The sequence below is a fragment of the Paenibacillus sp. 598K genome (genome assembly GCF_003851045.1).
Classification (GTDB): domain Bacteria; phylum Bacillota; class Bacilli; order Paenibacillales; family Paenibacillaceae; genus Paenibacillus_D.
In genome coordinates this window covers 4,234-28,746 of the sequence record NZ_BFBX01000081.1, presented here as the reverse complement: position 1 = coordinate 28,746, position 24,513 = coordinate 4,234, and the positions used below count along the sequence as shown (strand labels likewise).

General features: G+C 59.4%; 19 protein-coding genes and 4 tRNA genes. 1 reads left to right on the top strand and 22 read right to left on the bottom strand.

The genetic code is table 11. The annotated features are described in order from the left end of the window. The 17 genes from PA598K_RS22195 to PA598K_RS22115 form a co-directional block, all read right to left on the bottom strand. Nucleotides 1-520: hypothetical protein (locus PA598K_RS22195; RefSeq protein WP_148091976.1), on the bottom strand; the 520-nt coding region annotated here is incomplete at its 3' end. Nucleotides 521-557: 37 nt separating this feature from the next. After that, nucleotides 558-1,481 carry an AlbA family DNA-binding domain-containing protein gene (locus tag PA598K_RS22190; protein WP_128659061.1) on the bottom strand — a complete coding sequence of 308 codons (924 nt, stop codon included), beginning with the start codon at nt 1,479-1,481 and terminating at the stop codon, nt 558-560. A 192-nt stretch (nt 1,482-1,673) separates the two neighbouring features. Further along, entirely contained in the window at nt 1,674-3,506 is a 1,833-nt protein-coding gene (gene glmS / locus PA598K_RS22185; RefSeq protein ID WP_128659060.1) for a glutamine--fructose-6-phosphate transaminase (isomerizing), read from the bottom strand. Nucleotides 3,507-4,103: 597 nt separating this feature from the next. Then, nucleotides 4,104-4,592, bottom strand: a complete 489-nt coding sequence (locus PA598K_RS22180) for a GNAT family N-acetyltransferase (RefSeq protein WP_128659059.1) — start codon at nt 4,590-4,592, stop codon at nt 4,104-4,106. A gap of 149 nt (nt 4,593-4,741) precedes the next feature. Then, a complete protein-coding gene (glmM, locus tag PA598K_RS22175) occupies nt 4,742-6,082 on the bottom strand; it encodes a phosphoglucosamine mutase (RefSeq protein WP_128659058.1) in 1,341 nt (446 codons plus the stop codon). A 56-nt stretch (nt 6,083-6,138) separates the two neighbouring features. Further along, the gene (locus PA598K_RS22170) at nt 6,139-8,070 is read right to left on the bottom strand and encodes a CdaR family protein (protein WP_128659057.1); all 1,932 of its coding nucleotides are present in this window, start codon (nt 8,068-8,070) and stop codon (nt 6,139-6,141) included. Then, entirely contained in the window at nt 8,063-8,899 is an 837-nt protein-coding gene (gene cdaA, locus PA598K_RS22165) for a diadenylate cyclase CdaA (RefSeq protein WP_128659056.1), read from the bottom strand. The genes PA598K_RS22170 and cdaA overlap by 8 nt, the downstream gene beginning before the upstream one ends. A gap of 276 nt (nt 8,900-9,175) precedes the next feature. Next, complete coding sequence (locus PA598K_RS22160) at nt 9,176-9,823, bottom strand: zf-HC2 domain-containing protein (protein ID WP_128659055.1); 648 nt, start codon at nt 9,821-9,823, stop codon at nt 9,176-9,178. Between the two features lie 169 nt (nt 9,824-9,992). Beyond that, nucleotides 9,993-10,559: an RNA polymerase sigma factor SigW gene (gene sigW / locus PA598K_RS22155; RefSeq protein WP_128659054.1), complete on the bottom strand. Its 567-nt coding sequence runs from the start codon at nt 10,557-10,559 to the stop codon at nt 9,993-9,995. Nucleotides 10,560-10,790: 231 nt separating this feature from the next. Then, nucleotides 10,791-13,595, bottom strand: a complete 2,805-nt coding sequence (gene ppc, locus PA598K_RS22150) for a phosphoenolpyruvate carboxylase (RefSeq protein ID WP_128659053.1) — start codon at nt 13,593-13,595, stop codon at nt 10,791-10,793. A 203-nt stretch (nt 13,596-13,798) separates the two neighbouring features. Continuing rightward, a tRNA-Gly gene (locus tag PA598K_RS22145) sits at nt 13,799-13,872 on the bottom strand. A gap of 42 nt (nt 13,873-13,914) precedes the next feature. After that, a tRNA-Pro gene (locus PA598K_RS22140) sits at nt 13,915-13,991 on the bottom strand. Nucleotides 13,992-14,007: 16 nt separating this feature from the next. Then, nucleotides 14,008-14,084 (bottom strand) — tRNA-Arg (locus PA598K_RS22135). Between the two features lie 6 nt (nt 14,085-14,090). Next, a tRNA-Gly gene (locus PA598K_RS22130) sits at nt 14,091-14,165 on the bottom strand. A 216-nt stretch (nt 14,166-14,381) separates the two neighbouring features. Next, on the bottom strand, nt 14,382-15,236 hold the full coding sequence (locus PA598K_RS22125; RefSeq protein ID WP_128659052.1) for an ABC transporter ATP-binding protein: 855 nt from the start codon (nt 15,234-15,236) through the stop codon (nt 14,382-14,384). Nucleotides 15,237-15,482: 246 nt separating this feature from the next. Then, nucleotides 15,483-16,511: a FecCD family ABC transporter permease gene (locus PA598K_RS22120; protein ID WP_128659051.1), complete on the bottom strand. Its 1,029-nt coding sequence runs from the start codon at nt 16,509-16,511 to the stop codon at nt 15,483-15,485. Further along, nucleotides 16,511-17,587, bottom strand: a complete 1,077-nt coding sequence (locus PA598K_RS22115; protein ID WP_128659050.1) for a FecCD family ABC transporter permease — start codon at nt 17,585-17,587, stop codon at nt 16,511-16,513. The genes PA598K_RS22120 and PA598K_RS22115 overlap by 1 nt, the downstream gene beginning before the upstream one ends. 123 nt (nt 17,588-17,710) lie before the next feature. Here PA598K_RS22115 and PA598K_RS22110 point away from each other — a divergent pair, with 123 nt between their 5' ends. Continuing rightward, entirely contained in the window at nt 17,711-18,796 is a 1,086-nt protein-coding gene (locus tag PA598K_RS22110; RefSeq protein WP_128659049.1) for an AI-2E family transporter, read from the top strand. A 26-nt stretch (nt 18,797-18,822) separates the two neighbouring features. Here PA598K_RS22110 and PA598K_RS22105 read toward each other — a convergent pair whose 3' ends face one another. The 5 genes from PA598K_RS22105 to PA598K_RS22085 all read right to left on the bottom strand — a co-directional run bounded on the left by PA598K_RS22105 (nt 18,823) and on the right by PA598K_RS22085 (nt 24,180). Next, a complete protein-coding gene (locus tag PA598K_RS22105) occupies nt 18,823-19,914 on the bottom strand; it encodes an ABC transporter permease (protein WP_128659048.1) in 1,092 nt (363 codons plus the stop codon). Next, entirely contained in the window at nt 19,911-21,203 is a 1,293-nt protein-coding gene (locus PA598K_RS22100) for an ABC transporter permease (RefSeq protein ID WP_128659047.1), read from the bottom strand. The genes PA598K_RS22105 and PA598K_RS22100 overlap by 4 nt, the downstream gene beginning before the upstream one ends. Nucleotides 21,204-21,217: 14 nt before the next feature. After that, nucleotides 21,218-22,150: an ABC transporter ATP-binding protein gene (locus PA598K_RS22095; protein WP_128659046.1), complete on the bottom strand. Its 933-nt coding sequence runs from the start codon at nt 22,148-22,150 to the stop codon at nt 21,218-21,220. Nucleotides 22,151-22,312: 162 nt separating this feature from the next. After that, nucleotides 22,313-22,963 carry a response regulator gene (locus PA598K_RS22090; protein WP_128659045.1) on the bottom strand — a complete coding sequence of 217 codons (651 nt, stop codon included), beginning with the start codon at nt 22,961-22,963 and terminating at the stop codon, nt 22,313-22,315. Further along, nucleotides 22,960-24,180, bottom strand: coding sequence for a sensor histidine kinase (locus PA598K_RS22085; RefSeq protein ID WP_128659044.1), 1,221 nt, complete (start codon nt 24,178-24,180; stop codon nt 22,960-22,962). The genes PA598K_RS22090 and PA598K_RS22085 overlap by 4 nt, the downstream gene beginning before the upstream one ends. Between the last annotated feature and the right edge of the window lie 333 nt (nt 24,181-24,513).

The window sequence follows — 24,513 nt, the reverse complement described above, 5'->3', positions numbered from 1 at the left end:
TTTCGTAATTCAGGTTTATACAAGCACAGAACTTTTTTAGATCTTCATCAGATAACTGTGTGTATTTTGATAATGTGTTTTTATACTTTAAATTGGCTTTCTCACCAGTAGATAACTTCTCAATATTTTCTTTAAGATTCTGATTAATCGGTCTATTTGTGACAATAGTAAAGATGACCCCATCGACTTCGGTGGTGGCAGCGGTAAGCTTTTGAAACCGTGCTGAAAAGCCTTCAAATGTTCCCCTAAGTCCACTAAGATCAAATGGGTTATTTTTATGAACAGTAGTGTGTTTCAACTGATAATAAGCTACATCTTGAAATCCTTGTCTAGTTAGCGAATCAGAGTACTCGGCAACATCAATCACATATTCTCCTGCAAGTTTATTCTCCTTAGAACCCTCAACTACAATTTGATTAATTCGAGATTTAGGTGAGATTAAACGCAGACACCGGCGGGCAGCCCATCGGTAATGAAAAACGTCACCAGCTCTTGAATATCTAACAAGTTCATTCTCCATTATTTATCCCCCCCAACTAAATCGGAATCAATTTTCATCATCTATGCGTCCGAAATTTATGTGGAATTCCCTTCTGTTGTTTAACCTTCCAAAGAAAGTCGCCGTCTACAAAAACACTCGCTTTATTCATTGTTGCAGAATAACGTTTTTCTCGTGCATCCACTAGTATAAGCTCAAAATCAAATTGCTCAGCACCTATGCCATATTCATCGATATTTAGTCTAAGAGCATCTGATGATTGGAACCCAACCATTAAGTGTCCAACGATTTCTGATTTTGGTGGCAATGATAATTTGAAATCTGCTCCTTTGAATTCATCCAATCCATACACATGATGTCTTGACAACTCTTTTCCACAACTATTACGAATATACAATGTGCCCCCGATTATCGTGATAGGTATTTCAGTTGAATTCGTTAATACAACTTCTATGGAAGCGCATCCCTCAACATCGTGCACAGCATGCAATGCATGTTCTAAGAATCTTATCTCATACTGTCCTTTGTTTAAATACATATAATCATAATCGCTGCGCTTAGCAACTGTATTTGTACTTCCTTTTCGAATTAAACAATCCCCTTCTTTCAATCCACTGTATTTCTTCCTCATCATGTATGGCTTGTCTTCTGTTTTATATATCTTAAAAACGCCTAGCACATGCCCCTTATATTCGAACTTGAAATAATCAAACTGTATTTCGGGTTCGATATTATTTAAAACCAACTGTTTGTAGTTAGATGAATCAACAAACTCTTTTGGATCTATTCCCTTTATCTCCTTACCTTCTGGTCGATCCTTAACTCCAATAATAATAAATTTATCTCCAATATGCCGTGAATTGGCCATCGCCATCAGATCCTTTAATAAATCCATACTTTTTTCTTTATGATACTGTCTCTCTTTAAAATCTAGGTAGTCACACTCGTAACCGTGTTCAATTAAGTTTGCAATGTAGTCCATTTTGAACCTCGCTTCACGTATAGAACCATAAATCTATAAGTCTTTAGTCTTAATTCGACATATCCCAACAATCTCCTACTTATTCCATTGAAAAATTTTATAGTACTGGAAGCTGTTAAATATCACTTATACACAACTCAAAAAAAGCGAGCCAGAGGCTTAACACCTCCAACCCGCTCTCTTACTCTTCCCTTATTCCACCGTCACACTCTTCGCCAAGTTCTTCGGCTTATCCACGTCATGCCCCAGCGCCAGTGAAGCGTAGTAGCTGAGCAGCTGCAGCGGAATGACCGACAGCGCTGGCGTCAGGAGGTGCAGCGTGTTCGGGATGGCGAACACCTCGTCTACAGACTTCGCGACCTCCTGCTGGTTGCTCTCATTGGTGACGCCGAGCACATGTGCGCCGCGCGCCTTCACTTCCTTGATATTGCTGATCGTCTTCTCCGCCAGCTCCTCCTGAGTGACAAGAGCGATGACCGGCGTGCCTTCCTCGATGAGCGCCAGCGTGCCATGCTTCAGCTCGCCTGCGGCATACGCCTCAGAGTGGATGTACGAGATCTCCTTGAGCTTGAGCGAGCCCTCCTGCGCGATCGCGAAGTCGAGGCCGCGGCCGATGAAGAACAGGCTGCTGTGGCGCGCCAGCGTCTCGGCGATCTGCTTGAGCGCCGTCGACTGCGCCAGGATCGCCTCGACCTGCTCCGGCAGCTGCTGCAGCTCGGCCGTGACGCTGCCGATCCAGTCGGCATCGCGAGTGCCGACGGTCTGAGCCAGATACAGGCCGACCAGGTAGAAGGCGATCAGCTGCGACGTGTACGCCTTGGTCGAGGCGACCGCGATCTCCGGGCCCGCCCACGTCGTGATGACGTCATCCGCCTCGCGGGAGACGGAGCTGCCGACGACGTTGGTGATCGCCAGCACGCGTGCGCCGCACCGCTTGGCCTCGCGCAGCGCAGCGAGCGTATCGGCGGTCTCGCCCGACTGGCTGACGACGATGACGAGCGTCTCTGGCGTGATGATCGGATTGCGGTAGCGATACTCCGAGGCGACATCGGTCTCTACCGGGATGCGCGCCAGCGACTCGATGACCGACTTGCCGACCAGTCCAGCATGATAGGCGGTGCCGCAGGCGACGATATGGATTTTCGTGATGGCCTTGACCTGCTCAGGCGTCATGCCGATCTCTGGCAGCACGATTTTGCGACCGTCGTCGGAGATGCGCCCGCGCATCGTGTCGCGGTACGCCTTCGGCTGCTCGTAGATCTCTTTCAGCATAAAATGGTCGAATCCGGCCTTTTCTGCGGTCATCAAGTCCCAATCGACATGGAATATTTCCTTGGAAATATTTTCGCCGTCGGTCGTCAGCAGTTCGACACCATCCCGTGTCAAAACGGCCATTTCGCCGTCATCGAGGATGTAGACGTCGCGCGTATGCTCAAGGATCGCCGGGATGTCGGAGCCGATGAAGTTCTCGCCGTCGCCAAGGCCGATGACGAGCGGGCTCGCATAGCGGACAGCGACCAGCCGATCCGGCTCATGCTCGGTCAGCACGCCCAGCGCGAAGGCGCCGCGCATCCGCTTGACCGCACGTTGAACCGCCTGGACGATATCGCCCTCATAGACCGATGCGATCAGGTGCGAGATCACCTCAGTGTCCGTCTCCGAGATGAACTGGACGCCGGAGAGACTCAGCTCCTCCTTCAGCTCCAGGTAGTTTTCGATGATGCCATTATGAACGACAGAAAACTTGGTCGTCGTGTCGGTATGTGGATGAGAGTTCATGTCGGACGGCTTGCCATGCGTCGCCCAGCGCGTATGGCCGATCCCTGCCGAGCCTTGCAGCGGCGCGTCCTGCAGCTTCTCCTCGAGGATCGCCAGACGTCCCTTCGACTTGCTCACGGTCAGACCGCCCGCCGTGAAGACGGCGATGCCCGCCGAGTCGTATCCCCGGTATTCCAGCTTCTTGAGTCCTTCGAGCAGGATTCCCTGCGTATCGCGTGTTCCGATATAGCCTACGATTCCACACATAATGTAACAGACCTCCGTATAGGGTTATTTGCCCTCTGCCTACGGCTGCCTATTCGACATGCGGTTCTAGGTTGTATGCGGTTTTTTCCCGAACGTATCCGTGCTCCACAGGCGGCGTGGCTGCGGCAAGCTTCCGTTCCCTGCCGGCCAGCGCACGCTCCCCTTGTGAAGAAGTACAGGCGATCAGCCTATACTCAAAAAAGCCTTCCGACCTGACCGATGTGACATCGGCATCGTGGACATGCGGGAATGAAAGTATAAATACGAACAACCTCTAAAAGCATGCTGAAGCAAGCATTACGCTACGCCTTTGTGCGACCGGTTGCCCGCGTCGTTTTGAAGCTGCAGCTTGACGGTAGAATGCCGCTACCGGGAGGTCCCCGCCGAACCATTCGAACACCTCCACCTCGTCAGCTTGCCCGGGATGATAATTGCTTCTCCGTGCCATCCCGCACGCAAGCTCTGGCGCTTGTATTGCTAGATCTGACCTCGACCCTCGCTCTCCTCTGGAATGATACTTTCTATCTTATTCATTTTCATGCTCGTTTGCAACCATCCCACCGGCAAAACGTCGAGGATGTTTCAGGCAAGCCACGTTTAATGGTTGTCCATATCCAGCTTCATCGTCCAAGAAGTTCCCGAAATCCCGCAATACGCGAAGCCGAGCCGCTCATATAATCGAACCGCCGCTTGATTATGTGGATCAACGCTTAAGGAAAGCGCCGGATACCCATCACATATCGCTTGTTGGATGATCGCCTCCATAAGCCGCATCCCCAGCCCCTGCTGCCTATGCGAAGCCAGGATTGCGATGCCTAGCTCAGGCGTATTTGCATCCACGAAGCCATAGCCTTTATTATTTTCATCAAATAGTCGGTACCAGACAGCTCCAGCAGGGATATCGTCGACCAGCGCGATTAGCGCCCGGTCGCCCGGTCTTCCCCAATTCTCGCTGTATTTGATAAGATGCGGAGAGCTAAGCAGCTCCTCTTTGGACGGCTTTCCTTCGACAATATGTATGGACTCATAATGCATATCCATCAGGAAATCGTATTCCTCCGGCGCCAACGGTCTTGTACGTATCATTGCATCATCTCATTCACCTTTTTTTGTCTCCCGTCCATACCAGGGCTCAACCCCTAGCCGCACCGCAGCGCCACTGCACCAAAAAGACACAGGACAACGCTGCGGCGTTCGTTAACTCGCCATCTCCGCTTACAACAGTCGGCTACTGCTTAACCCAGTTGAGCTTTGACGACGTCAACGATCTCCTCCACGTAGCGCTCGATCTCCGCCTTGTCCGGCCCCTCGGCCATGACGCGGATCAGCGACTCGGTGCCGGAGGCACGGACGAGTACCCTGCCATTGTCGCCAAGCGTCTGCTCGACGCGTGCGACCGCTTCGCCGATTGCGACATTGCCCTGGAAGAGGCTTTTGTCGGCGACGCGCACATTGACGAGCACCTGCGGGTACTTGCTCATGAGCGTCTTCAGCTCGCTCAGCTTCTTGCCGCTCTCTACGAGCGTATCGACGAGCTGCAGCGCGGTCAGGATACCGTCTCCAGTCGTGTTGTAGTCGAGGAAGATCATATGACCGGACTGCTCGCCGCCGAGGTTGAAGCCGCCGCGACGCATCTCCTCCATCACGTAGCGGTCGCCTACAGCTGTCTGCGCCGTTTTCAGTCCGAGCCCCTCAGCCGCCTTGAAAAAGCCGATATTGCTCATCACCGTGGTCACGACGGTATCGTTGTTGAGCTTGCCGGCCCGCTTCATCGCGTCCCCGCAGATGCAGAGCAGGTAGTCGCCGTCGATCTCCGCTCCTGTATCGTCGATCGCGATCAGCCGGTCAGCATCGCCGTCGAACGACAGCCCGAGATCCGCGCCATGCGCCAGCACCTGCTCGCGTACGTACTCCGGATGGGTCGAGCCAACCCCATCATTGATGTTCAGGCCGTCCGGCTCGGCGCCGACCGTGATGATCTCCGCGCCCAGGTCGCGGAAGACCGCCGGGGCCAGTTGGTACGCTGCGCCATGGGCGCAGTCGAGGACGATCTTCAGCCCGTCGAAGCGGTGACTGATCGTCGTCTTGAGGAAGCTGAGGTACCGCTCCTGGGCATCCTCCAGCACGGTTACCGTGCCGAGCTCGCCGCCCTCCGGACGCGGCAGCGCATCGGTGACGCCGTCCATCAGCCGCTCGATCTCCAGCTCCGTATCGTCGGAGAGCTTAAAGCCGTCGCCGCCAAAAAACTTGATGCCGTTGTCCTCGACCGGATTATGCGAGGCGGAGATCATCACACCCGCTGCCGCTCCCAGTTCGCGGGTCAGGTAGGCTACCGCCGGCGTCGAGACGACACCCAGCTTGACGACGCTCGCGCCGATCGAGAGCAGGCCTGCGACGAGCGCGGCCTCCAGCATCGGTCCCGAGATCCGCGTGTCCAGCCCGATCACGACCTTCGGTTTCTCTGCCTCGCCCGCCAGCACATAACCGCCGCACCGCCCGATCTTGTAGGCGAGCTCCGGTGTCAGCTCACGGTTGGCGACGCCGCGGACGCCATCCGTACCAAAATATTTCCCCATATCTGCATTCTCCTTTATGTGCCTCTAGTCAACGTTAAATATAACTCAGCATACGCCTAAGACCGGCGATGCGTGCCTAGTAGTCCTGTCGTTGCCGCGACACAACGGCCGCTCCGGCGGCTCCACAGCCGCCAGAACCCGCGTATCGGGGCATGAGAAGACATGGCACGTCCCCACAGGACCGCTGCGGCCGCAGCTGCAGCCGCAACTCCTGCTGTGAACATGCCATATGCTAGCTTATCGGCCCACGCCCGTGCAACGGGCGTGGGCTGCGGCTCCCGCTCGCTGTCCGAGACAAAAGGGATGCCGCTCCCTCCGTAACCGGAGCTGCCGATGGCTGGACTGCCCGTCCCCACCAGTCCTGGCAGGAACACCGGCTTGCCGATGCTGCCGCTATCCTCTTCCGAGGCAGGCGGCACTGGCTCGGCTATACCGCCGACGCCTTCCGTTCCTGGATCAACCTCGCCGCTCTCGCCCGGTACCGGTGTCGTGCCGGTCTCCTCAGGCTCGATCGCGCCGTTGCCGCCGTCCGGGGGCGGATTCTCCTGCTCCTGCCGGATGCCGCCCGTGCCGCTGCCTTGCTCGCCTCCGGGCTCGTCAGGATTGCCGGTGTCGCCGCCGTTCTCGCCGCCCGTGCCCGGCGTACCGGACGTGTCGTCAGGATTGTCCGGCGGCTCATTATCCGGCGGAGGGGGCTCCTCTTGACCGGACCCTGGCGTCCCCTCCTCACCAGGCTCCTCCGACTCCGGGGCGCTAGCCTCCTCGACGGCTGTGATCTCCACTCGGACGGTCAGCGTCTCGCCGCTCGCCTCGCGCACGTAGCGCGGCAGTTGCACATCAAGCGGGATCTCATGCGTGCCCGGCACCTGTCCGTTCAGATCGGCGATCAACTGAATGTCGCCGGCGCCCAGCTCGGCCAGCACGCCCGGTGCGCCTGTCACCTGAATATCGACCCGCTGGCTCGCCGGCTCGACGATCTTGGCCTCCAGACCGTCCGCGAGACCGCTCAGCCGGATCGGCACCTCCGGTACCGTTCGTGTATCCGATGCGGCGATCTCGACCGCGATATCCAGACTCTGCGGGCTGATGCCCGCTGTGCCTGGAGGCGGATCGAGCTCGACCGTGATCTTGCCCGACTGCTGGATGCCGCCCAGGTTGACCACGACATCGTCATAGTAAGTCAGCTTGTCCAGCTCGGCCTGCGGTCCGTACACCGTCACCTCGTTGACCTCAGGAGTGAGCGACAGCAGACTGATGCCCTCCGGCAGACTGCCCGCCTGGCCGATCTGGAGCGGCAGCAGCTTGTACGGCTTGACGATCGGAACCTCGACCTCGACCGTGGCGGGATTGATGACCGCGTTGGGCATCTCCTCGCCATTCTTATCATAGGCCTTCAGCTCGACTCGCTTCTCCGTTACGCTATTCTCTTCGCCCTCGATGTCGAGTGTCGCGCCGACCGAGCCGACCAGCTCGAGCTGATCGTCCGGCAGCGTCACGAAGGCGCGGTTGCCTGGCTTGATGATCGGCGTATCGGCCCGATAGTCATAGGCAGGCTTGCCTGTCGTATTAATCTGAATCTCGTATTCGCTCGTCTGCAGCGGCACCAGCTCCACCGTCACCCGCGAGGGCGACAGCTCGATAAATTGGACGCGGCCCGGCAGATCGTAATTCAGTTGCAGGATGTGTTCGCCTTCGCCGACGTCGGTCAGATCGACGTAAGCCTTGTAGTCGTCCGGCGAAGCCGCCATCAGGACGGCGCGATTGCCACGCACCGTCAGACGGACATTGTCCGGCTCCAGTAGCCGCAGCTCATACAGCGAGTCATCCAGCCCCTCGGCCGTGACCTTGACGGGGATATCCCGCGTCTCCAGCAGCGAAGCGACATTGTTGGGCGAATCGGTGTCGAAATGCACGACCGCCCACAGCAGCAGTCCGATGATGACCGAGATAATCTTCAGCGAGGTAGGGTGTCCCAGCCATTTATCCATTGGAATCCCCCTTTCTCTTCCAGAAGGAAACCTTGGCCTTCGTCTTCTCGCGCGTCGATGCCTCCGGGCGCAGCTCGTCGAACAGCTTGGCGATCAGCGACTCTTCCTTGATGTCGCGGACGATCATCCCGCCGATCGCCAGCGACACCTGTCCCGTCTCCTCGGAGACGATGACAGAGATCGCGTCGCTCACCTCGGTGACGCCGATGCCGGCGCGATGGCGCGTCCCCAGCTCCTTGCTGATGAACGGGTTCTCCGAGAGCGGCAGATAACAGGCCGCAGCCATGATCTGGTTGCCCCGGATGATGACCGCGCCGTCATGGAGCGGCGAGTTCGGGACGAACAGGTTGCTCAGCAGCTGCGAGCTAACCCGCGACTCCATCACCGTGCCGGACTCGATATAGTCGTTCAGACCGGTCTCGCGCTCGAACACGATGAGCGCGCCGATGCTGCGGCTGGCGCAGTAGTTGACCGTCTTGATGACCTCGCCGATCCGCGCGTTGAGATCCTCGTCGAGCACCGTGGTGCGGCCGAACAGCTTGCCCCGTCCGATCTGCTCGAGCGCCCGCCGCAGCTCCGGCTGGAAGATGATCAGCACCGTCACCACGCCAAACGTGAACATCTGGTTCATCAGCCACTTGAGCGTGTACAGATCGAACCACGTGCTGATCGCCCAGGTGGCGACGAGCACGAAGATGCCCTTGAGCAGCTGGACGGCTCGCGTCCCTCTCACCAGCATAAACAAGCTATAGATAATGTAGCTGACGATGGCCACATCGATAATATCCTTGATGAGCAGATTCCATGTCAGATCTGTAAAGTAACTCATGGGCTTACCCCCAGCTAGCGTGCCTTGCCATCTCTTCTCTATAGAATATCAAAGTCATCCGCCAATGTCTAAAGCGGATGTTCAAAAAGTTCGTCGTTGATCACGAAGCGTCTCGGAGTAGTGAATTCGACATCGAATCTTGAATGCAGAATAAACTAAGCTTATGCTTCCGAAGCTAGTTTCCTTCGGAAACTCTGAGGTGCTCAATAAGTAGACGTACAAGCATCAACTAAAGTTTGTTTACAAAAAAACCTCCCTGAAGGCAGGGAGGCTGAATTAGAAATTTAAGCCGCTGACCGTGGTCGTTACTTTATACCATAACCAATCAATAGCCTGATTAATCTGGCGATTCTCGCCGACGATCTTGGCGGTGGACGCGAGGTTGGTGGACCCGTCGATGACCGTCAGATTGCCCAGCACTTCGCCATATACATCGGCGACGCCGTTCTCGATCGTCAGGTTGCCCCGGATCTGAGCGCCCTCGGGGACCACGACACGCCCGTCCTCGATGACCAGCTGCTCCAGATCCACATTCTGACCACGGACGATCAGCTCGCTATTCTGACCCCACATGGCCAGGAAGCTCGAGAACATCACCAGACCGAACACGACAGCTACTGTCAGCGCGGGGTGTTTGCGGATGAACGAAGCCCAGCCCTGCTTGTGACGCTGCTTGGGCAGGGAGGCCATGATCTTCTCGGTGAGCGCTCGCGAAGCAATGGCTTCAGTGCCGTCGGAGGCGGGCTCATGCAAGCCTTCGACCATGGTCGCATGGATCATGGCGTCGGTCCGCTGCAGTTGGTCGAATCGTTGCCTGCAGTCCGGGCACACCAGCAGATGCGCTTTGAGCTCCTTGACTTGTTCCCGAGGCAGATCGTCGTCCAGATATTCGTGCATCCATACGATGGCGACGTTGCATTTCATGGCAGCCAATCCTTTCTACGAATTGCTTAAGCCGAGCGTTCAAAACGCCGCGCGTTCCGCATCGGCATATCGAACCCTCGCTTAAGGCAAGCTTGTTGCTGCTATACGATACGTGCCAACGCACATCGAGTTTCAAAATTTTATAAAACCTTTATTTTTTTTAATCTGACTACAACGTCCGCTCCAGCTTTTTGCGCAGGAACTCCCGACCGCGGTGCACACGGGTCTTCACCGTCGTCACCGGCATCCCGAGCGCATCGCCGATCTCCTGCAGCGACAGCTCGTGCAGATAACGCAGCACCATTACCGTCTTGTACTTGGGCGGCAGCGTCTCCATCGCCTGATGGATGATACGCTGCGTCTCCGAGAGCAGCGTCTCGCTCTCCGGCGTGCGGTTGTCGCTCGGGATCATCGCGTAGCCGTCCAACCCTTCGAACTCGCTCGACTCCGCGTCCAGCGAATAGCTGGGTCTGCGCTTGCGCAGTCGGTCGATGCACAGATTGGTGGCAATCCGGTAGATCCAGGTCGAGAACTTCATGTTTTCGTCGTACCGCTCCAGATTGTTGTAGACACGCAGGAACGCTTCCTGCACGACATCCTCGGCCTCCTGGCGGTTGTTCAGCATGCGATACGCCATATGATACAGCTTGTCCTGGTATAGTCCCACAAGCTCAGCAAAGGCTTGCTGGTCACCCTTGATGGCCATGCGCGCCAATCGCGCTTCCAATGATTTCACGAACCATTCCTCCAAACCTAACACCCACCGGCCGGCCCATCCCTACCGGTCTTGCAGGTTGCGTCCGATCGCCTGATTCTTCTCTGTCGATCACCTATTCTTCTCCAGTGTAAGTTCCTCATGTTGTCTGCCTATAATCTGCCTATAAGTAAAAAAAGAGCCGGGCGCGCAGACATTCCCTTACCGCTTCGCCCGACTCTCTGTGCGTCTTATTATGTCGTATATCTGGCCCTACCCGGTGTTGCGCAGCCCCGCGGCGATGCCGTTGATCGTCAGCAGCACCTCGCGCAGCAACTCTGCGTCGTCATTGCCTTGCTCGCGCAGCTCCCGCAGCTCGGCGATCAGCTGAACCTGCATATAGCTCAGCGGATCGACGTACGGATTGCGCAGGCGGATCGACTCTTGGATGACCGGCACATTGTCCAGAATCTCCTGTTGGCCGGTAATCTTCAGGATCAGGTCGCTCGTGAGCTCGTACTCCTTCTCGATCAGGCCAAAGATGCGGTCGCGCACCTGCTCGTCCTTGATCATCGAGGCGTACTCGCGCGCGATCACCAGGTCTGCCTTGGCCAACGCCATCTGCAGGTTGTCGATCAGCGTGCGGAAGAATGGGAACTCGGCATACATCTGCCTCAGCGTATCGAGCTTTGCATCCTCGCCGCTGATGTAAGCTTGCAGTGCTGTGCCGGCAGCGTACCAAGCTGGCAGCAGGTAGCGGCTCTGCGTCCAGGCGAATACCCAAGGAATCGCCCGCAGATCCTCGAATCGATCGCTGTTCTTGCGCTTGGATGGACGGGAACCGATGTTCAGCTCGCCAACTTCCGAGAGCGGCGTCGATTCCTTGAAGAAGGCCATGAAGTCCGGATCGCGGAAGATCAGGTCCTGATACGTCGTCAGCGCCGTCTCCGAGATCCCGCGTGCGATCTCCTCCCACTGCTTCTCCGCCTCAGGCTCCTGGCTCGGGAACCGCGCCAGACGAGCAGCCGTCACGAGCGCCCAGGTCGCTTGCTCCAGACTACGGTAGGCGATCCCTTGCATCGAGTAACGCGAGGAGAGCACCTCGCCCTGCTCGGTAATCTTGATGCCGCCGCCGACCGTATGGGGCGGTTGGGCCAGGATGCTGCGGTTGAGCGGCATGCCGCCGCGTCCGAGCGCGCCGCCGCGTCCGTGGAAAAACTTCAGCCGCACATCATGCTGTCTGGCTGTCTCGGTAATATCCTGCAGCGCTACGCGCAGCTCCCAGTTGGCCGTGACGGCGCCGCCGTCCTTGTTGCTGTCCGAGTAGCCGAGCATGATCTCCTGCAGATCGCCGCGCGCCGTCACCGCATCGCGATACACCTGGAGACGGAACAAACTGGCCATAATCTCCGGCGCCGCATGCAGATCGTCGATCGTCTCGAAGAGCGGAACCGACTGCAGCGTGCAACGGGTCGTGCCGTCCGCTTCGCGGCGGAACAGGCCGACTTCCTTGGCGAATACCATGACCTCCAGCAGGTCGCTGGCGCCCTGGGTCATACTGATCAGATAGCTGGAGATGCAGCCCGGGCCGAACTCCTGTTGGGCGCGATAGATCGTCTCATAGACGTCCAGACATTCACGCGTGCTCTCGCTATAGTCGAGATAACCGGCCGTCAGCGGACGAGGGTCGATGAGCAGTTGATGCAGCAGCTCGATCTTTTCTTCCTCCGGAAGCGCGGCATAGTTGTCCACCACATTCATCTTGGCGAGGATCTCGGTCATCGCATTTTCATGCTCTTTGCTATGCTGGCGCACATCGAGCGACGAGAGGTGGAATCCGAACAGCTCGACCTGACGCACCAGTTTTTTAATATACGTATCCGCGACATAATCCGCGAAATGATGACGAAGGCTCTCGTCGATGACGAGCAGATCGGCCTTCAGCTCAGCCGGACTGTTGTAACGCTTCGGGGAGCCCTTGAGCGCCGGGTTGCGCGCATTCGTCAGCTTCTCGAGCATATAGGACAGCTTGATCCGGTAAGGCTCTTTTTCATTTCGCCACAGTTCGACGCATTTCACCGATTCGATATGGCCGCGGTCGACAGCGATCGACTCCAGCAGCGCAGGGTTCACCTTCACGATGTTGGTGCTGAAGCTGAGCAGACCCATCAGCTCCTTGAGCTTCTCCTCGTACTTCTCCAGCGTCAGCTGGCGATGGAGCGTCAGCGTCTCCCAGGTCACCGTGGCGGTGACAGAGGGATTGCCGTCGCGGTCGCCGCCGATCCACGAACCGAACCGCAGGTAGGTCGGCACATGCCAGTCCTCGCCAGGGTAGTACTTCTCCAGGTTGCGCTCCAGCTCCTCATACACATCAGGCAGCACCTCGAAGAGCGTCTCGTCAAAGTAGTACAGCCCGTTGCGCACCTCGTCGATGACGGTCGGCTTGCGGTCCCGCAGCTCGTCCGTCTGCCAGAGCGTCAGCACCTCGCTGAGCAGCCGTTCCCGCAGCTTCTCCCGTTCGCGGTAGGTCAGCGTAGGGTTGTCCAGCTCCATCATCTCTCTGGCCATCCGCTGATGCACGTCCATCACGGCGCGACGCGTCGCTTCCGTCGGATGGGCCGTCATGACGAGCTCCAGCGAGATATCGCCGATCATCTCCTTGACGACAGCAACGTCGATCTCCCGTTCCTTGAGCGTCTGCACTGCGCTCTCGATCGATCCGGGCTGGACCGACTCGCCCGCCGAGCGCTCATAATCGCGCTTGCGACGGATCCGATGGTTCTGCTCGGCGATGTTCACCAGCTGGAAGTAAATCGCGAAGGCGCGGATCACCTGATGACGGATCTCCGGACTCAGCGACTCGATAACCCGCTTGAACTCTTCGTACAGCTCAGGCAGGAACTCTGCCCGCAGCGTCTTGCTCATCTCGCGGATCTTCTCTACGATCTCCAGCAGCTCTTCGCCGCCTTGATGGACGAGCACCTCGCCCAGTATATTCCCCAGAAAACGGACGTCGCGGCGCAATAGATTGCTCGATTGCGGGCGGACGGCCGTAGGTGAAGCAGTCTGCTCAGACATATACGAATCCTCCTGTATGGTTCCCATGCATCGGTTTTTTCACTTGTTACATCATACTACAAAAAACCCCGTTATTGAAAGACCCGAAGCCACTGAACTTCAAAAAGGTTGATCGCCGGAACGCCTTGCGGCACGCAGGCGCAGCCGATTTGGAAAAAAATAAAAAGACCCTTGCCAGGCAAGGGTCTGTCATGTCATCGTTATGGAGCGGGTGATGGGAATCGAACCCACGCTATCAGCTTGGAAGGCTGAAGTTCTACCATTGAACTACACCCGCACAGTGATGTACAATCAAGCGGAAGTTCTTCTAAAAGCTGAATGGTCGGGACGACACGATTTGAACATGCGACCCCCTGGTCCCAAACCAGGTGCTCTACCAAGCTGAGCTACGTCCCGAAATCTAGATAAAAAATGGCGTCCCCTGAGAGATTCGAACTCCCGGCCTTTTGATTCGTAGTCAAACGCTCTATCCAGCTGAGCTAAGGGGACATCTTATGGAGCGGAAGACGGGAATCGAACCCGCGACCCTCGCCTTGGCAAGGCGATGCTCTACCGCTGAGCCACTTCCGCATGTTTTGATTCGTTGTCGTTACTGTAAAGGCGACAAGAAATAATATAGCAGGTATTTCACAAAAAAGCAACTGTTTCTCGAAAAAAAATTCGAAGCTGCGCTAGAGAGCACGGAGGACCCTGCCGCCCCTTGCCCGAGCGGAGGGTCCAAGCCATGCAGCATGCACAAAAATGACTGTCGTCCGATGGCCGGCATGTTGCCGAGCCTAGACGATGTTACGCGCCTACAGTAACGAGCTTGCCGTTAGGCTGAGCCTGCGTGGACGGCGAGAGCGGACGCTCCGGCTCGTGAGCGAGGGCGAAAGGAAGGCACAGCGGCACGCCCGTACGCGGGTCCGGCACGACGTCGGCTTCGATGCCGAACACCTCGCGCAAAATATGCGGCGTCATAACCTCGACCGGCGAACCCTCGCCAGCGACGCGGCCCTTCTTGATCGCGATCATATGCTGCGCGAACCGCGAGGCATGGTTAAGATCATGGACGACCATGACGATCGTACGGCCCTCGCGCTCGTTGAGCGTCTGCAGCAGCTGCAGCACCTCAAGCTGATGCGCCATGTCGAGGAACGTCGTCGGCTCGTCGAGGAAGATGATATCCGTACCTTGAGTCAGCGTCATCGCGATCCAGGCGCGCTGACGCTGACCGCCGGAGAGCTGATCGACCGGACGGTCGGCGAATTCGGCCATGTTGGTTGCTTCCAGCGCCCAGGCGACGACGCGGCGATCCTCGACGCTCATCGAGCCGAAGCCCTTCTGGTACGGGAAGCGTCCGTACGAGACGAGCTCCGAGACAGTCAGTCCGTCAGGAGCGGTCGGGTTTTGCGGCAGGATCGCGAGCTGCTTCGCCACTTCCTTGGTCGATTGCTTATGGATGGACTTGCCGTCGAGCAGCACGCTGCCGCTAGCAGGAGCCATGATCCGGGCCAACGTCTTCAGGATCGTCGATTTGCCTGACCCGTTCGAGCCGACCAGCGCCGTGACCTTGCCTTGCGGGATCGCAATATTGAGGTCCTCTACGATCATCCGCTTCTCGTATGCAATATTCAAAGCCGTCGTCGTCAAACGAATCATGAACCACACACTCCTCTAATCGTCAGCGTCCATTTCGTATGTATGAAAGCTGCACATGTTTTATTATTCACGATACACGTGATAATGATTATCACTTACAAGGAATATGATAATCGTTCTCAGTAGGATTTGTCAAGTGAAAATGCGATTTTGTCACAATATCTCCACCCTGCGGAACGCAAAGACGGGCGGACGACATAGCCATGCTGGTCATCCGCCCGTCTGGACATATGCGAATCTGTAGCGTTACTTGCTCCTCGAGAGCAGGTAGAGGAAATACGGCGCGCCGATCACGGCGACGACGACCCCTACCGGGATCTCCTGCGGCTGCAGGATGACCCGGCTCGTCACCTCGGCGACGAGCATCAGCAGCGAGCCGGTGAGCGCGGACGCCGGCAGCAGGAACTGATGCTTCGGTCCGACCAGCCGCCGCGCCAGATGCGGTCCGATCAGGCCGACGAAGCCGATGCCGCCGCTGACCGCGACTGATGACGCGGCCAGACCAACGGCGACCGCCAGCAGCTTGAGCCGCTCGGGCTCCACCGGCGCGCCGAGACCGCTTGCCGTCTGCTCGCCGAGGTTGAGTACATTGAGCACTCTTGCCTTGGTGAAGGCATACGGCAGCAGGACGACGATCCATGGCAGCAGCGCAAGCACGAACTTCCAGTTCGAGCCCCAGATCGAGCCTGCCAGCCAGGTGGCGACGAATTGGTATTTCTCCGGACTGATGCGCAGCGTCAGGACGATCATCGCCGCGCTGATCCCTGCCGCGACCCCGATCCCCGTCAGCAGCAGCCGCGTCGGCGTCAGTCCATCCCGCTTGCTGTACGCCAGCACGTAGATAAGCAGGGCCGTCAGCGACGCCCCGATCAACGCCAGCACTGGCAGCATGAACACCGGCGCTGCCGAGGTGGACGGGAAGAAGGCGACGACGAGCATGACGACGAGTCCGGCGCCGGCATTGATGCCGAGGATGCCGGGGTCAGCCAGCGCATTGCGCGAGATGCCTTGCAGGATGCAGCCGGAGACCGCCAGTCCGGCGCCGACCAGCATCGCGATGACGATGCGCGGCAGCCGGAACGAGAACAGGATCAGCTCCTGCTTTTCCGTTCCCAGGCCGACCAACGTCTTGATGACATCGATCGGCGTCAGCTTGCTGTATCCGGTATTCATGCAGATGATGAAGACAACGACGATCAACAACCCCAGGATCGTCAGGGCGCGGACGCTGCGCGTCGCGCGTTGCTGTTCGCCTGGCGAGATTTGTACCTTCATTACAGCTCCCTCCTTTCCTTGCGGGCAAGGTAGAGGAAGAACGGCACGCCCAAGAGCGCGATGACCGCGCCGATCGGCGTCTCATACGGCGGATTGATGATCCGCGCCGTCAGGTCCGAGAGGATGACGAGCAGACCGCCGAGCACAGCCGAGCACGGGATAATCCATCGATAGTCGACACCGACCAGATAACGCGCCAAGTGGGGGATGATCAGGCCTACAAAACCGACAGCGCCCACGACGGCAACCGAGGAGCCGGCGAGGATGAGCACGATGATGCTGCAGATGATCTTGGTCACTGCGGTGCGTTGGCCCAGTCCTGACGCCACTTCGTCGCCCAGACTAAGCAGCGTCAGCGAGCGGGACATGACGATCGCCGCCAATATCGCGATCAGCGCCCACGGAATCATGATCTTCAGATGGAGCCACTTGGTGCCGGACAAGCCGCCGGCGTAGAAATACGCCAGATCCTGACCGATCCGGAAGTAGAGCGAGATCCCGTCCGTCAGCGCTGCCAGCAGCGCCGAGACGGCCGCACCTGCCAGGACGAGACGGACCGGGGTCAGCCCGCCCCGGGCGAGCGAGCCGATCCCGAAGACGATGCCTGCGCCGAGCGCCGCGCCGACGAAAGCATACATCATCAGGTAGAGGAAGGGCATCCCCGGCATGAAGGCAAAACATACCGCCATCATAAATGCCGCGCCGGAGTTCAGACCGAGCAAGCCCGAATCAGCGAGCGGGTTGCGCGTCATGCCCTGCATGATCGCTCCGGCGACGGCAAAGCTGGCGCCGACGAGCACGCCGCCCAGCACCCGCGGCAGCCGCAGCTCCCGGATGACCAGATGCTCGGTGTTGCTCTCGTCGAAGTGGAAGATCGCCTGCCAGATCACGGCCAGATCGATGTCCTTAGCCCCCAGCGCGATCGAGACGGCAATCCCGGCTGCCAGCGCCACGAGGCCGCCAACCAGGACGAGCATAGCTGTAAGAGGACGGCTGTGCAGCTTCGGCGACTGCGTCCGTCCCCCTTTTTGCGACGGTAATGAGCCGTCCGTTGCAGATTCCTTGTAAGCCGCCATAGGTCGTAGAGCCTCCATGAGAGTGAATATCATTATCATTATAGCCGAAAGTACAAATTAGCGCTAGAGAAAATAAAAAAATGGGTAAGAAGAAGACAATGAGATGAAAGGAGATTGCTGCCGATGCTTACCAACCGTACCTTGCGAATCAGTCTGCTTGTTTTGATCTGGCTGGCGATCGTTTTCGTCGCCTCGCGGGTCGGCTTTTTGTTCGAACCGCTCGCCGTCGCCGTCCGCCTGCTCATCGTACCGGTGATGCTGTGCGGCTTCCTCTATTATCTGCTGCGACCGCTCGTCGAGCTGTTCGCCGGCTGGAAGGTCCCCCGCTCGCTCGCCGTCCTGCTGGTGCTGGCGCTGCTCGCGCTCGCTGCGGGCGGGTCCTGGGTGCTGATCTGGCCGACGCTGGTCAAGCAGACGACGACGTTCATGGAGAGCCTGCCCGAGATCGGCGAAGCGATGGAGACGCAGTACGATGCCTTGCGAGACAACGGGCTGCTCCGCTCGCTGCTGCCGGAGAATGGCTCGCTGCTCGCCCGTATCTCGGATACGCTCAGCAGCAGCTTCCAGGCTGTGGGCGACTATGCCGGGACGATCCTCGACTGGGCGATGGATGTCGTGATCGCCATCTCGATCATCCCGATCCTGCTGTTCTTCATGCTCAAGCAGACCGACCGCTTCTCCCAGCGGGTCGTCGTCGTCGTCCCGCAGCGCTATCGGGCGGATGCGTTGACGGCGATGAGCGAGATTGACGCCGCGCTAAGCGGCTTCATCAAAGGCCGCGTCATCGCCACCTTGCTGATGGGCTTGCTCATCTTCATCGGCTTCCTCGCGATCGGACTGCCGTATGGGCTGCTGCTGGCGCTGATCGCGACGCTGCTTAACTTCATCCCCTACATCGGTCCGATCGTCGGCACGATCCCGGTCGTCATCGTCGGCCTCACCGTCTCGCCATGGATGGCGATCTGGGCCGTGCTGATCATCATCGCCGCCCAGCAGGTCGAGGAGGTGCTGCTGGCGCCTTATGTGTACGGCAAGAGCATGGATATCCATCCACTCATGACGGTCATCCTGATCCTCGCCGGCGCCGAGCTGGCAGGCTTCGTCGGTCTCATCCTGGCGATCCCCGTCTACATGATCATCAAGATCGCCGCCCGGCACGCCTACAGTCTCTATATTACCGATCGCAAGCAGCCGGACGTCACGCCTTAGCGCGCATCCGACCCCTGGCTCCCCTCTCAGACGGGCCGTCGTCGCTCGATCAGGTTGATGCCGATGCCCATGAACAGCACCGCCATCAGCGCCAGCTTGGCCGCAGGCGCGGCCAGGTCGGCCCAGCCCGCGTCGTAGAGCACGATCCCCTTGAGCGCGGTCAGCGCATGCGTCATCGGCATTACCTCGGCGATCGCCTCCATGACCCGTCCGCTCACTGGGAAGTAAGCGCCGCTCAGCATCGGGATCGACGAGGCGACCATCGAGATGACCGCATAGTTGGTCTCCGCGCTCCGCATCAGCCCGACGAGCAGCATCGCGAACGAAGCGATCGTCAGCACATAGAGCGCCACTACCGGCAGCAGATAGTCGTAGCGATAGCCGATATCGATGCCGAAGCCGAACTGCATCAGCAGCAGCATCAGCACGATCTGGAGGATGCCAAGCGCCACACTGTAGACGAGATAGCCGACATACAGCCGCGTCTTGCTGATCCGCGAGAGGATGAGCCGATTCCAGACGCCGGAGTTGCGATCCTCGAGCATCAGGTTGACCTTGAAGGCGATGGTGAAGATGGCGAAGAACAGCGTGAAGGCAAACAGCAGCTGGACTTGCATCGTATTGCTAATACGTGGCTCGCCGGAGGCGTTGAGCGACTCCACGACGAGCAAGGGTGTGACCATCTCTGCCTGCACCGCCTGGATCAGCGCATCGCCATCGGCAGTCAGCGCGCCCGCAGCCTCGAGCTGTCGCTGCTCCCGCACCCGCTCCTGCACATAGCGGTCGACGATCACCAGCGAGGCATGCTCGGTCGTCGCTTCGATCTGGTACTCGCCGCCAGCCGCCAGTCGGAGCGCCACATCGACCCGCCCCTCGTGGATATCCGCCCGCGCCTTCGCTTCCGGGCCAAGCCGGAACCGGAGCTCCTCGCCCTGATTCAGCGTCTCCATCCACCACTCCTGCTCGTGCTCGCTTACCGATTCGTCGGCGTATACGGGCACGGTCGCCGGGTTGTTCAGATTGGAGGCGAAGACCAGCGTCATCAGGATGCCCAGACCGATGAACACCAGGAACAGATAATCCTCTCGCCGCCGCAGATTGCTCAAGATTGTCCTCATGCCGCTCTCCTCCTCCACGGGAATATCCAGCCGCCGACCGCCACCAGCAGCGCTGCGCCGACACCCAATATCAGGAGCGGCTGCAGCAACGCGCCAGGCGACAGCTCCTGCAACCACTGCACATAGACAGACAAGGCAAGCCCATTGGGCGTCCAGACGCTCAGGAAGTTGATCCAGTCGGGCATCCGCGCCAGCGGCCCCATACTGCCCCCCAGCATCGCCATCAATGTCACGCCGACGCCCGCAAATAGCATGCCTGCGGCAGGCTTGTCGAAGCGATAGTTGATCGCCGTCAGCAGTGCCCCCAAGCCGCCGACGAACAACGCCAAGGCCGCTGAGATCAAGGCTAGTCCGAGCCACAGCTTGACAGACGAGCCGGGGAACACCCGCAGCACCGCATTGACAACTACGAACACGATCATCAGCTGCAGCCAGGCGAACAGCGCCGCGCTCGCCGTCTTAGCCGCCAGATAACGGAACGGCGATCGGTCAGCCAGCCGGATGCGGTCGTAGACGAGCTGGCGCTTCTCCCGGAAGGCGCGACCGGCGGTGTTGCTGGCGATGAACAGCACGAACAGCACCGTCATCGAGAAGGTGTAATATTGGTAGCTCGTAACCGGCGCCATATCCGACTCCGGGTCCAGTCCGCCCGTCGGCTGCGCCACGTCCTGCCAGGCTGCCGACCGGAGTTCTGCCTCCGCCACCCCTGCTTCAGTCAGCTGACGCGACACCGCCGAGTGCAAGCTAAGCGAACGCGCGAACGACTCGACCGTCTCCTCCAGCATGCGCACGCCGAACCCGGAGCGCGGACCAGCCATGATCGTCACGGAGGCGCTTGGCCCCTCGCCCAGCAGCATGCGGGACAACCCCGCCGCGTCGAAGCCTGCGGGCACGGTGAGCACTGCGTCCGTCTCGCCCGCGCCCAGCGCCTCCTTCGCCTGTACGGCATCCATCGGCGTCATCGTCGCCCACGACGCAACCTCCTCGCGCTCCAGCACGTCGAGCAGCAGTCGGCTAGGCGCAGACGCCTCCGCTGCCGCAGCCAGCGCCGTCCGTTCGTCATCGTCCATCGGACGCGCTGCCAGCGACTCGACGAAGGCCGCGATCTCCGCCTCGGCGTCTCCCTCGATGACGAGCGCCGCCTTCACTTCATAGTTGGCCGGCTTTTCCTCCGAGATGCCCCGCACCGCGAAGCCGAGGATGAGGATGAGCACCACCGGCGAGACGAGGACGAGACTGATGCCCTTCCAGTCCTTGAGGAAGAGCAGCAGATCTTTTTTGAAGAACATATCGCGCCCCTCCCCTAGTCCCGTAATGTTCGGCCTGTCAGATGCAGGAACACATCCTCCAGACTCGGCGATTGCACTTGCACGCTGACCACGTGGATGCCCTGACGCTCCGCCGCCTGCACAACCTCGGTCAAGAGACGATCCTGCTTCGTGAAGACCACAGACAGACCGCTGCCCGTCTCATTCACCTGGCGGACCGCCGCCAGCTTGCGCAGCTCCTCCGCCAGTTGGCTGCCGGGCTTGTCGAGCTGGATCTGCATGAGATCGTCGCCCGTCAGGATGCGCTGCAGCTCCCGCTTGCTGCCCGAGGCTATGACCCGTCCCCCATCCATGATGTACATCCGGCTGCACAGCTGCTCGACTTCTTCCATGTAGTGGCTCGTATAGAGCACCGTCATCCCCTTCTCCCGATTGAGCAGGCGGACCGTCTCGAGGATATGGTTGCGCGATTGCGGATCGATGCCGACCGTCGGCTCATCCATGATGATCAGCTCCGGATCGTGCAGCAGCGAGGCGCCGATATTGACCCGCCGCTTCATTCCGCCTGAGTAGGTCTTCACCGGCTCCCGCTGCCGCTCCCGCAGTCCGATCAGCTCCAGGATCTCCTGGATCTTGAGCTCCAGACTGGCGCCGGAGAGCCGATAGATCTGTCCGAAAAACTTCAGATTCTCGTAAGCGCTCAGCTCCTCATAGAGCGCGACCTCCTGCGGCACGACGCCGAGCACCTGGCGGATCGCCGCCGGTCGCTTGAGCACGCTCTGCCCATGCAGCAGCACATCTCCGGAGGTCGGCGCGAGCAACGAGGCGATCATCGAGATCGACGTCGATTTGCCGGCCCCGTTCGGACCGAGCAGCCCGACCGACTCCCCCTTATCCAGATAGAGGTTGAGGTCCTTCACCACCGTTTTATCCTTGTACCGTTTCTCCAGATTCGTTGTCTCCAGCATGCCGTTCCTCCGTTTCCCGAGCTGCCCCCAGCTAGCGCAGCCCGCTTGACGCTATTGGCTTGATCTTGATATCCCTCATTATTATAGAAAAAAGACAGTGCTCCCACTGTCTTCGGTCATCGCTTGCGCAGCCGACCATGACCTCCGTCACGGTGTCGCGCTTCATACCAGGTCTTGGCGGATCGCATAGATCGCCAGCTGCGTCCGGTCGCGCAGCTCCAGCTTGTCGAGCGCCTGGCTAATATGATTTTTGACGGTCCCTTGCGAGAGCGACAGCTCCGAGGCGATCTCGCGGTTGCTGCGGCCCATCCCGATCAGCCGGATCACCTCGCGCTCGCGCGGCGTCAGCAGCTCGGCGTCGCCCGCGCCGAGAGCTGGCGGCGGGGCTTGCTCCTGCTCCAACAACCGCGGCAACACCTTGGCCGCCACCTGGTCGCCGAGCGACAGCCCGCCTGCGAGCACGCTGCGGATCGTCTGCAGCAGCTGCGCGGCGTCGGCGTCCTTGAGCATGTAGCCGTTCGCTCCGAGCCGCAGCGCCTGCAGCGCATAGTCGTCATCGTTGAACGTCGTCAGGATGAGCAGCTTGAGCGACGGCCAGCGCTCGCGGATGACCGCAGCGGCCGCCAGCCCGTCCATCTCCGGCATCCGGATATCCAGCACCGCCAGGTCGAAGCGATGCGACTCGCATAGCTGCACCGCCTCGCGCCCGTTGCTCGCCTCGCCCGTCACCCGCAGCTCCGGGTCCGATTCGATCATCAGCTTCAGCCCTTGACGCACCATCGCCTGATCCTCCGCCAGCAGGATTCGTATCATGACCTTCCCTCCCCTTCTCGTACCTGTGCGGGCGACGCGGCCGACTCCTCCGCCGCATCTCGCCGCTCCAGCGGGATCGTACCCTTCAGCGTGAATCGCCCGGCGCTTAGCGCCAGCTGCAGCTGACCGCCCAGCGCCTCGATCCGCTCGCGCATCGCCCGCAGACCGAAGCCCTCGCGGTAGCTCTCGTGATCGCAATGATTTTCGATCTCGAAGCGCAGCGTCGAGCCGCCTGGCGCCTCAAAGCCGACGACGATCTGTCGACGGCTGCCGTGACGCATCGCATTGGTGAGCGCCTCCTGGACCGCCCGGAAGATCGCTACCGCCTGCTCGCTGCCCAGACGGGCCGACAGCACCCCCTCGCCGAGCGTAAAGCTGATGCGGACGAACCGCTCCGCCTCCAGCTTGCGGATCAGCTCCAGCACCGCCCGCAAGCCGCCGCGCTCTTCCTGCGACAGCTCGCCGACGGCATCACGCGTCTCCGTCAGACTGTCCTGCGCCAGCTCCTTGAGCTGCGCCAGACGCGCCGCCAGCTCCGCATCGGGCGTCGCCAGCCGCAGCGCCTCGAGCTGCATCGACAGCGCCGTCAGCCGATGGCCGAGCGAGTCGTGGAGGTCTCTGGCGATCCGCATCCGCTCCTGCTGCCGCACCGTCTCCTCGCCCTCGACGCCATGACGCTTGAGCCGCCGATACTCGCTGAGCAGCGCCTCCTGCAGCTCCCGGCTCTCGCCCAGCTCCTCGCGCTGTATCCGATAGGCCCATCCGGCCAGTCCGGCCATCGCCGCCAGCAACAGGATAAACGCCGCGGGCGGCATCGGTACTGCGGACTGCGCGGATAAGGCGGGCAGCGCCGACGGGATGACGAACGGCAGCAGCACCAGCATGAGCAAGCCCGCCCCCGTCCCGACGCCATACGCCGCAGGCAGCTGCAGTACCGCTGCGCCATAGAGGAAGACGTAGGCGAGCAGCGCATAGAGCGCGCCGTCCAGTCCCGCCGCGCCAGGCCACAGCGCCCAGCAGGCCGCTGCCCCTGCCGTCAGCAGCAGCCCGCTCAGGACGACCGGTCGGCTGCGCGCCAGCGGCATCGCAAAGTGGCAGCCGAGGAACAGTGCGCAGCCGAACCATTGCTGCGGCCCGGCGCGGTCAAGTCCGATATCCAGCAGCGCCGCCGCCCAGATGGCCGTCGCAATCGCCAGCCACGTCCAGTACGATTTCATGTTCGCAACAAGCCCCCCGTCCGCTTAGCTGTCTATATTGTATAGAAGTCCGCCTCAAAAGGAAATGCTGCCGCCCGACAACTACCTGCCAAACGATAGGTCGTCCGCATCGCCAGAACCTATAGTTTCCCCAGTTTATCCCAATCGCAAGTCAAGCTAACATTAAAGGCAGGAAGGAGGACTGCTGCGATCTGAAAACGCTTCAAAAAAAACGTGAAACGGAGGGGATTGATCCCTATGCGGAACAAACGATTAAGCTGGCTGGCCCTGGTGCTCGCTATCGCTCTGCTGCTGCCGTCCGGCGCGCTGGTCCCGGGAGGCGGCAGCGCGGCA

What these genes read in the sequence shown, in the direction of transcription:
- PA598K_RS22190 (WP_128659061.1), bottom strand. Translation starts at nt 1,481, where the DNA reads ATGGACTACATTGCAAACTTAATTGAACACGGTTACGAGTGTGACTAC.
- glmS (WP_128659060.1), bottom strand. Translation starts at nt 3,506, where the DNA reads ATGTGTGGAATCGTAGGCTATATCGGAACACGCGATACGCAGGGAATC.
- PA598K_RS22180 (WP_128659059.1), bottom strand. Translation starts at nt 4,592, where the DNA reads ATGATACGTACAAGACCGTTGGCGCCGGAGGAATACGATTTCCTGATG.
- glmM (WP_128659058.1), bottom strand. Translation starts at nt 6,082, where the DNA reads ATGGGGAAATATTTTGGTACGGATGGCGTCCGCGGCGTCGCCAACCGT.
- PA598K_RS22170 (WP_128659057.1), bottom strand. Translation starts at nt 8,070, where the DNA reads ATGGATAAATGGCTGGGACACCCTACCTCGCTGAAGATTATCTCGGTC.
- cdaA (WP_128659056.1), bottom strand. Translation starts at nt 8,899, where the DNA reads ATGAGTTACTTTACAGATCTGACATGGAATCTGCTCATCAAGGATATT.
- PA598K_RS22160 (WP_128659055.1), bottom strand. Translation starts at nt 9,823, where the DNA reads ATGAAATGCAACGTCGCCATCGTATGGATGCACGAATATCTGGACGAC.
- ppc (WP_128659053.1), bottom strand. Translation starts at nt 13,595, where the DNA reads ATGTCTGAGCAGACTGCTTCACCTACGGCCGTCCGCCCGCAATCGAGC.
- PA598K_RS22125 (WP_128659052.1), bottom strand. Translation starts at nt 15,236, where the DNA reads ATGATTCGTTTGACGACGACGGCTTTGAATATTGCATACGAGAAGCGG.
- PA598K_RS22120 (WP_128659051.1), bottom strand. Translation starts at nt 16,511, where the DNA reads ATGAAGGTACAAATCTCGCCAGGCGAACAGCAACGCGCGACGCGCAGC.
- PA598K_RS22115 (WP_128659050.1), bottom strand. Translation starts at nt 17,587, where the DNA reads ATGGCGGCTTACAAGGAATCTGCAACGGACGGCTCATTACCGTCGCAA.
- PA598K_RS22110 (WP_128659049.1), top strand. Translation starts at nt 17,711, where the DNA reads ATGCTTACCAACCGTACCTTGCGAATCAGTCTGCTTGTTTTGATCTGG.
- PA598K_RS22105 (WP_128659048.1), bottom strand. Translation starts at nt 19,914, where the DNA reads ATGAGGACAATCTTGAGCAATCTGCGGCGGCGAGAGGATTATCTGTTC.
- PA598K_RS22100 (WP_128659047.1), bottom strand. Translation starts at nt 21,203, where the DNA reads ATGTTCTTCAAAAAAGATCTGCTGCTCTTCCTCAAGGACTGGAAGGGC.
- PA598K_RS22095 (WP_128659046.1), bottom strand. Translation starts at nt 22,150, where the DNA reads ATGCTGGAGACAACGAATCTGGAGAAACGGTACAAGGATAAAACGGTG.
- PA598K_RS22090 (WP_128659045.1), bottom strand. Translation starts at nt 22,963, where the DNA reads ATGATACGAATCCTGCTGGCGGAGGATCAGGCGATGGTGCGTCAAGGG.
- PA598K_RS22085 (WP_128659044.1), bottom strand. Translation starts at nt 24,180, where the DNA reads ATGAAATCGTACTGGACGTGGCTGGCGATTGCGACGGCCATCTGGGCG.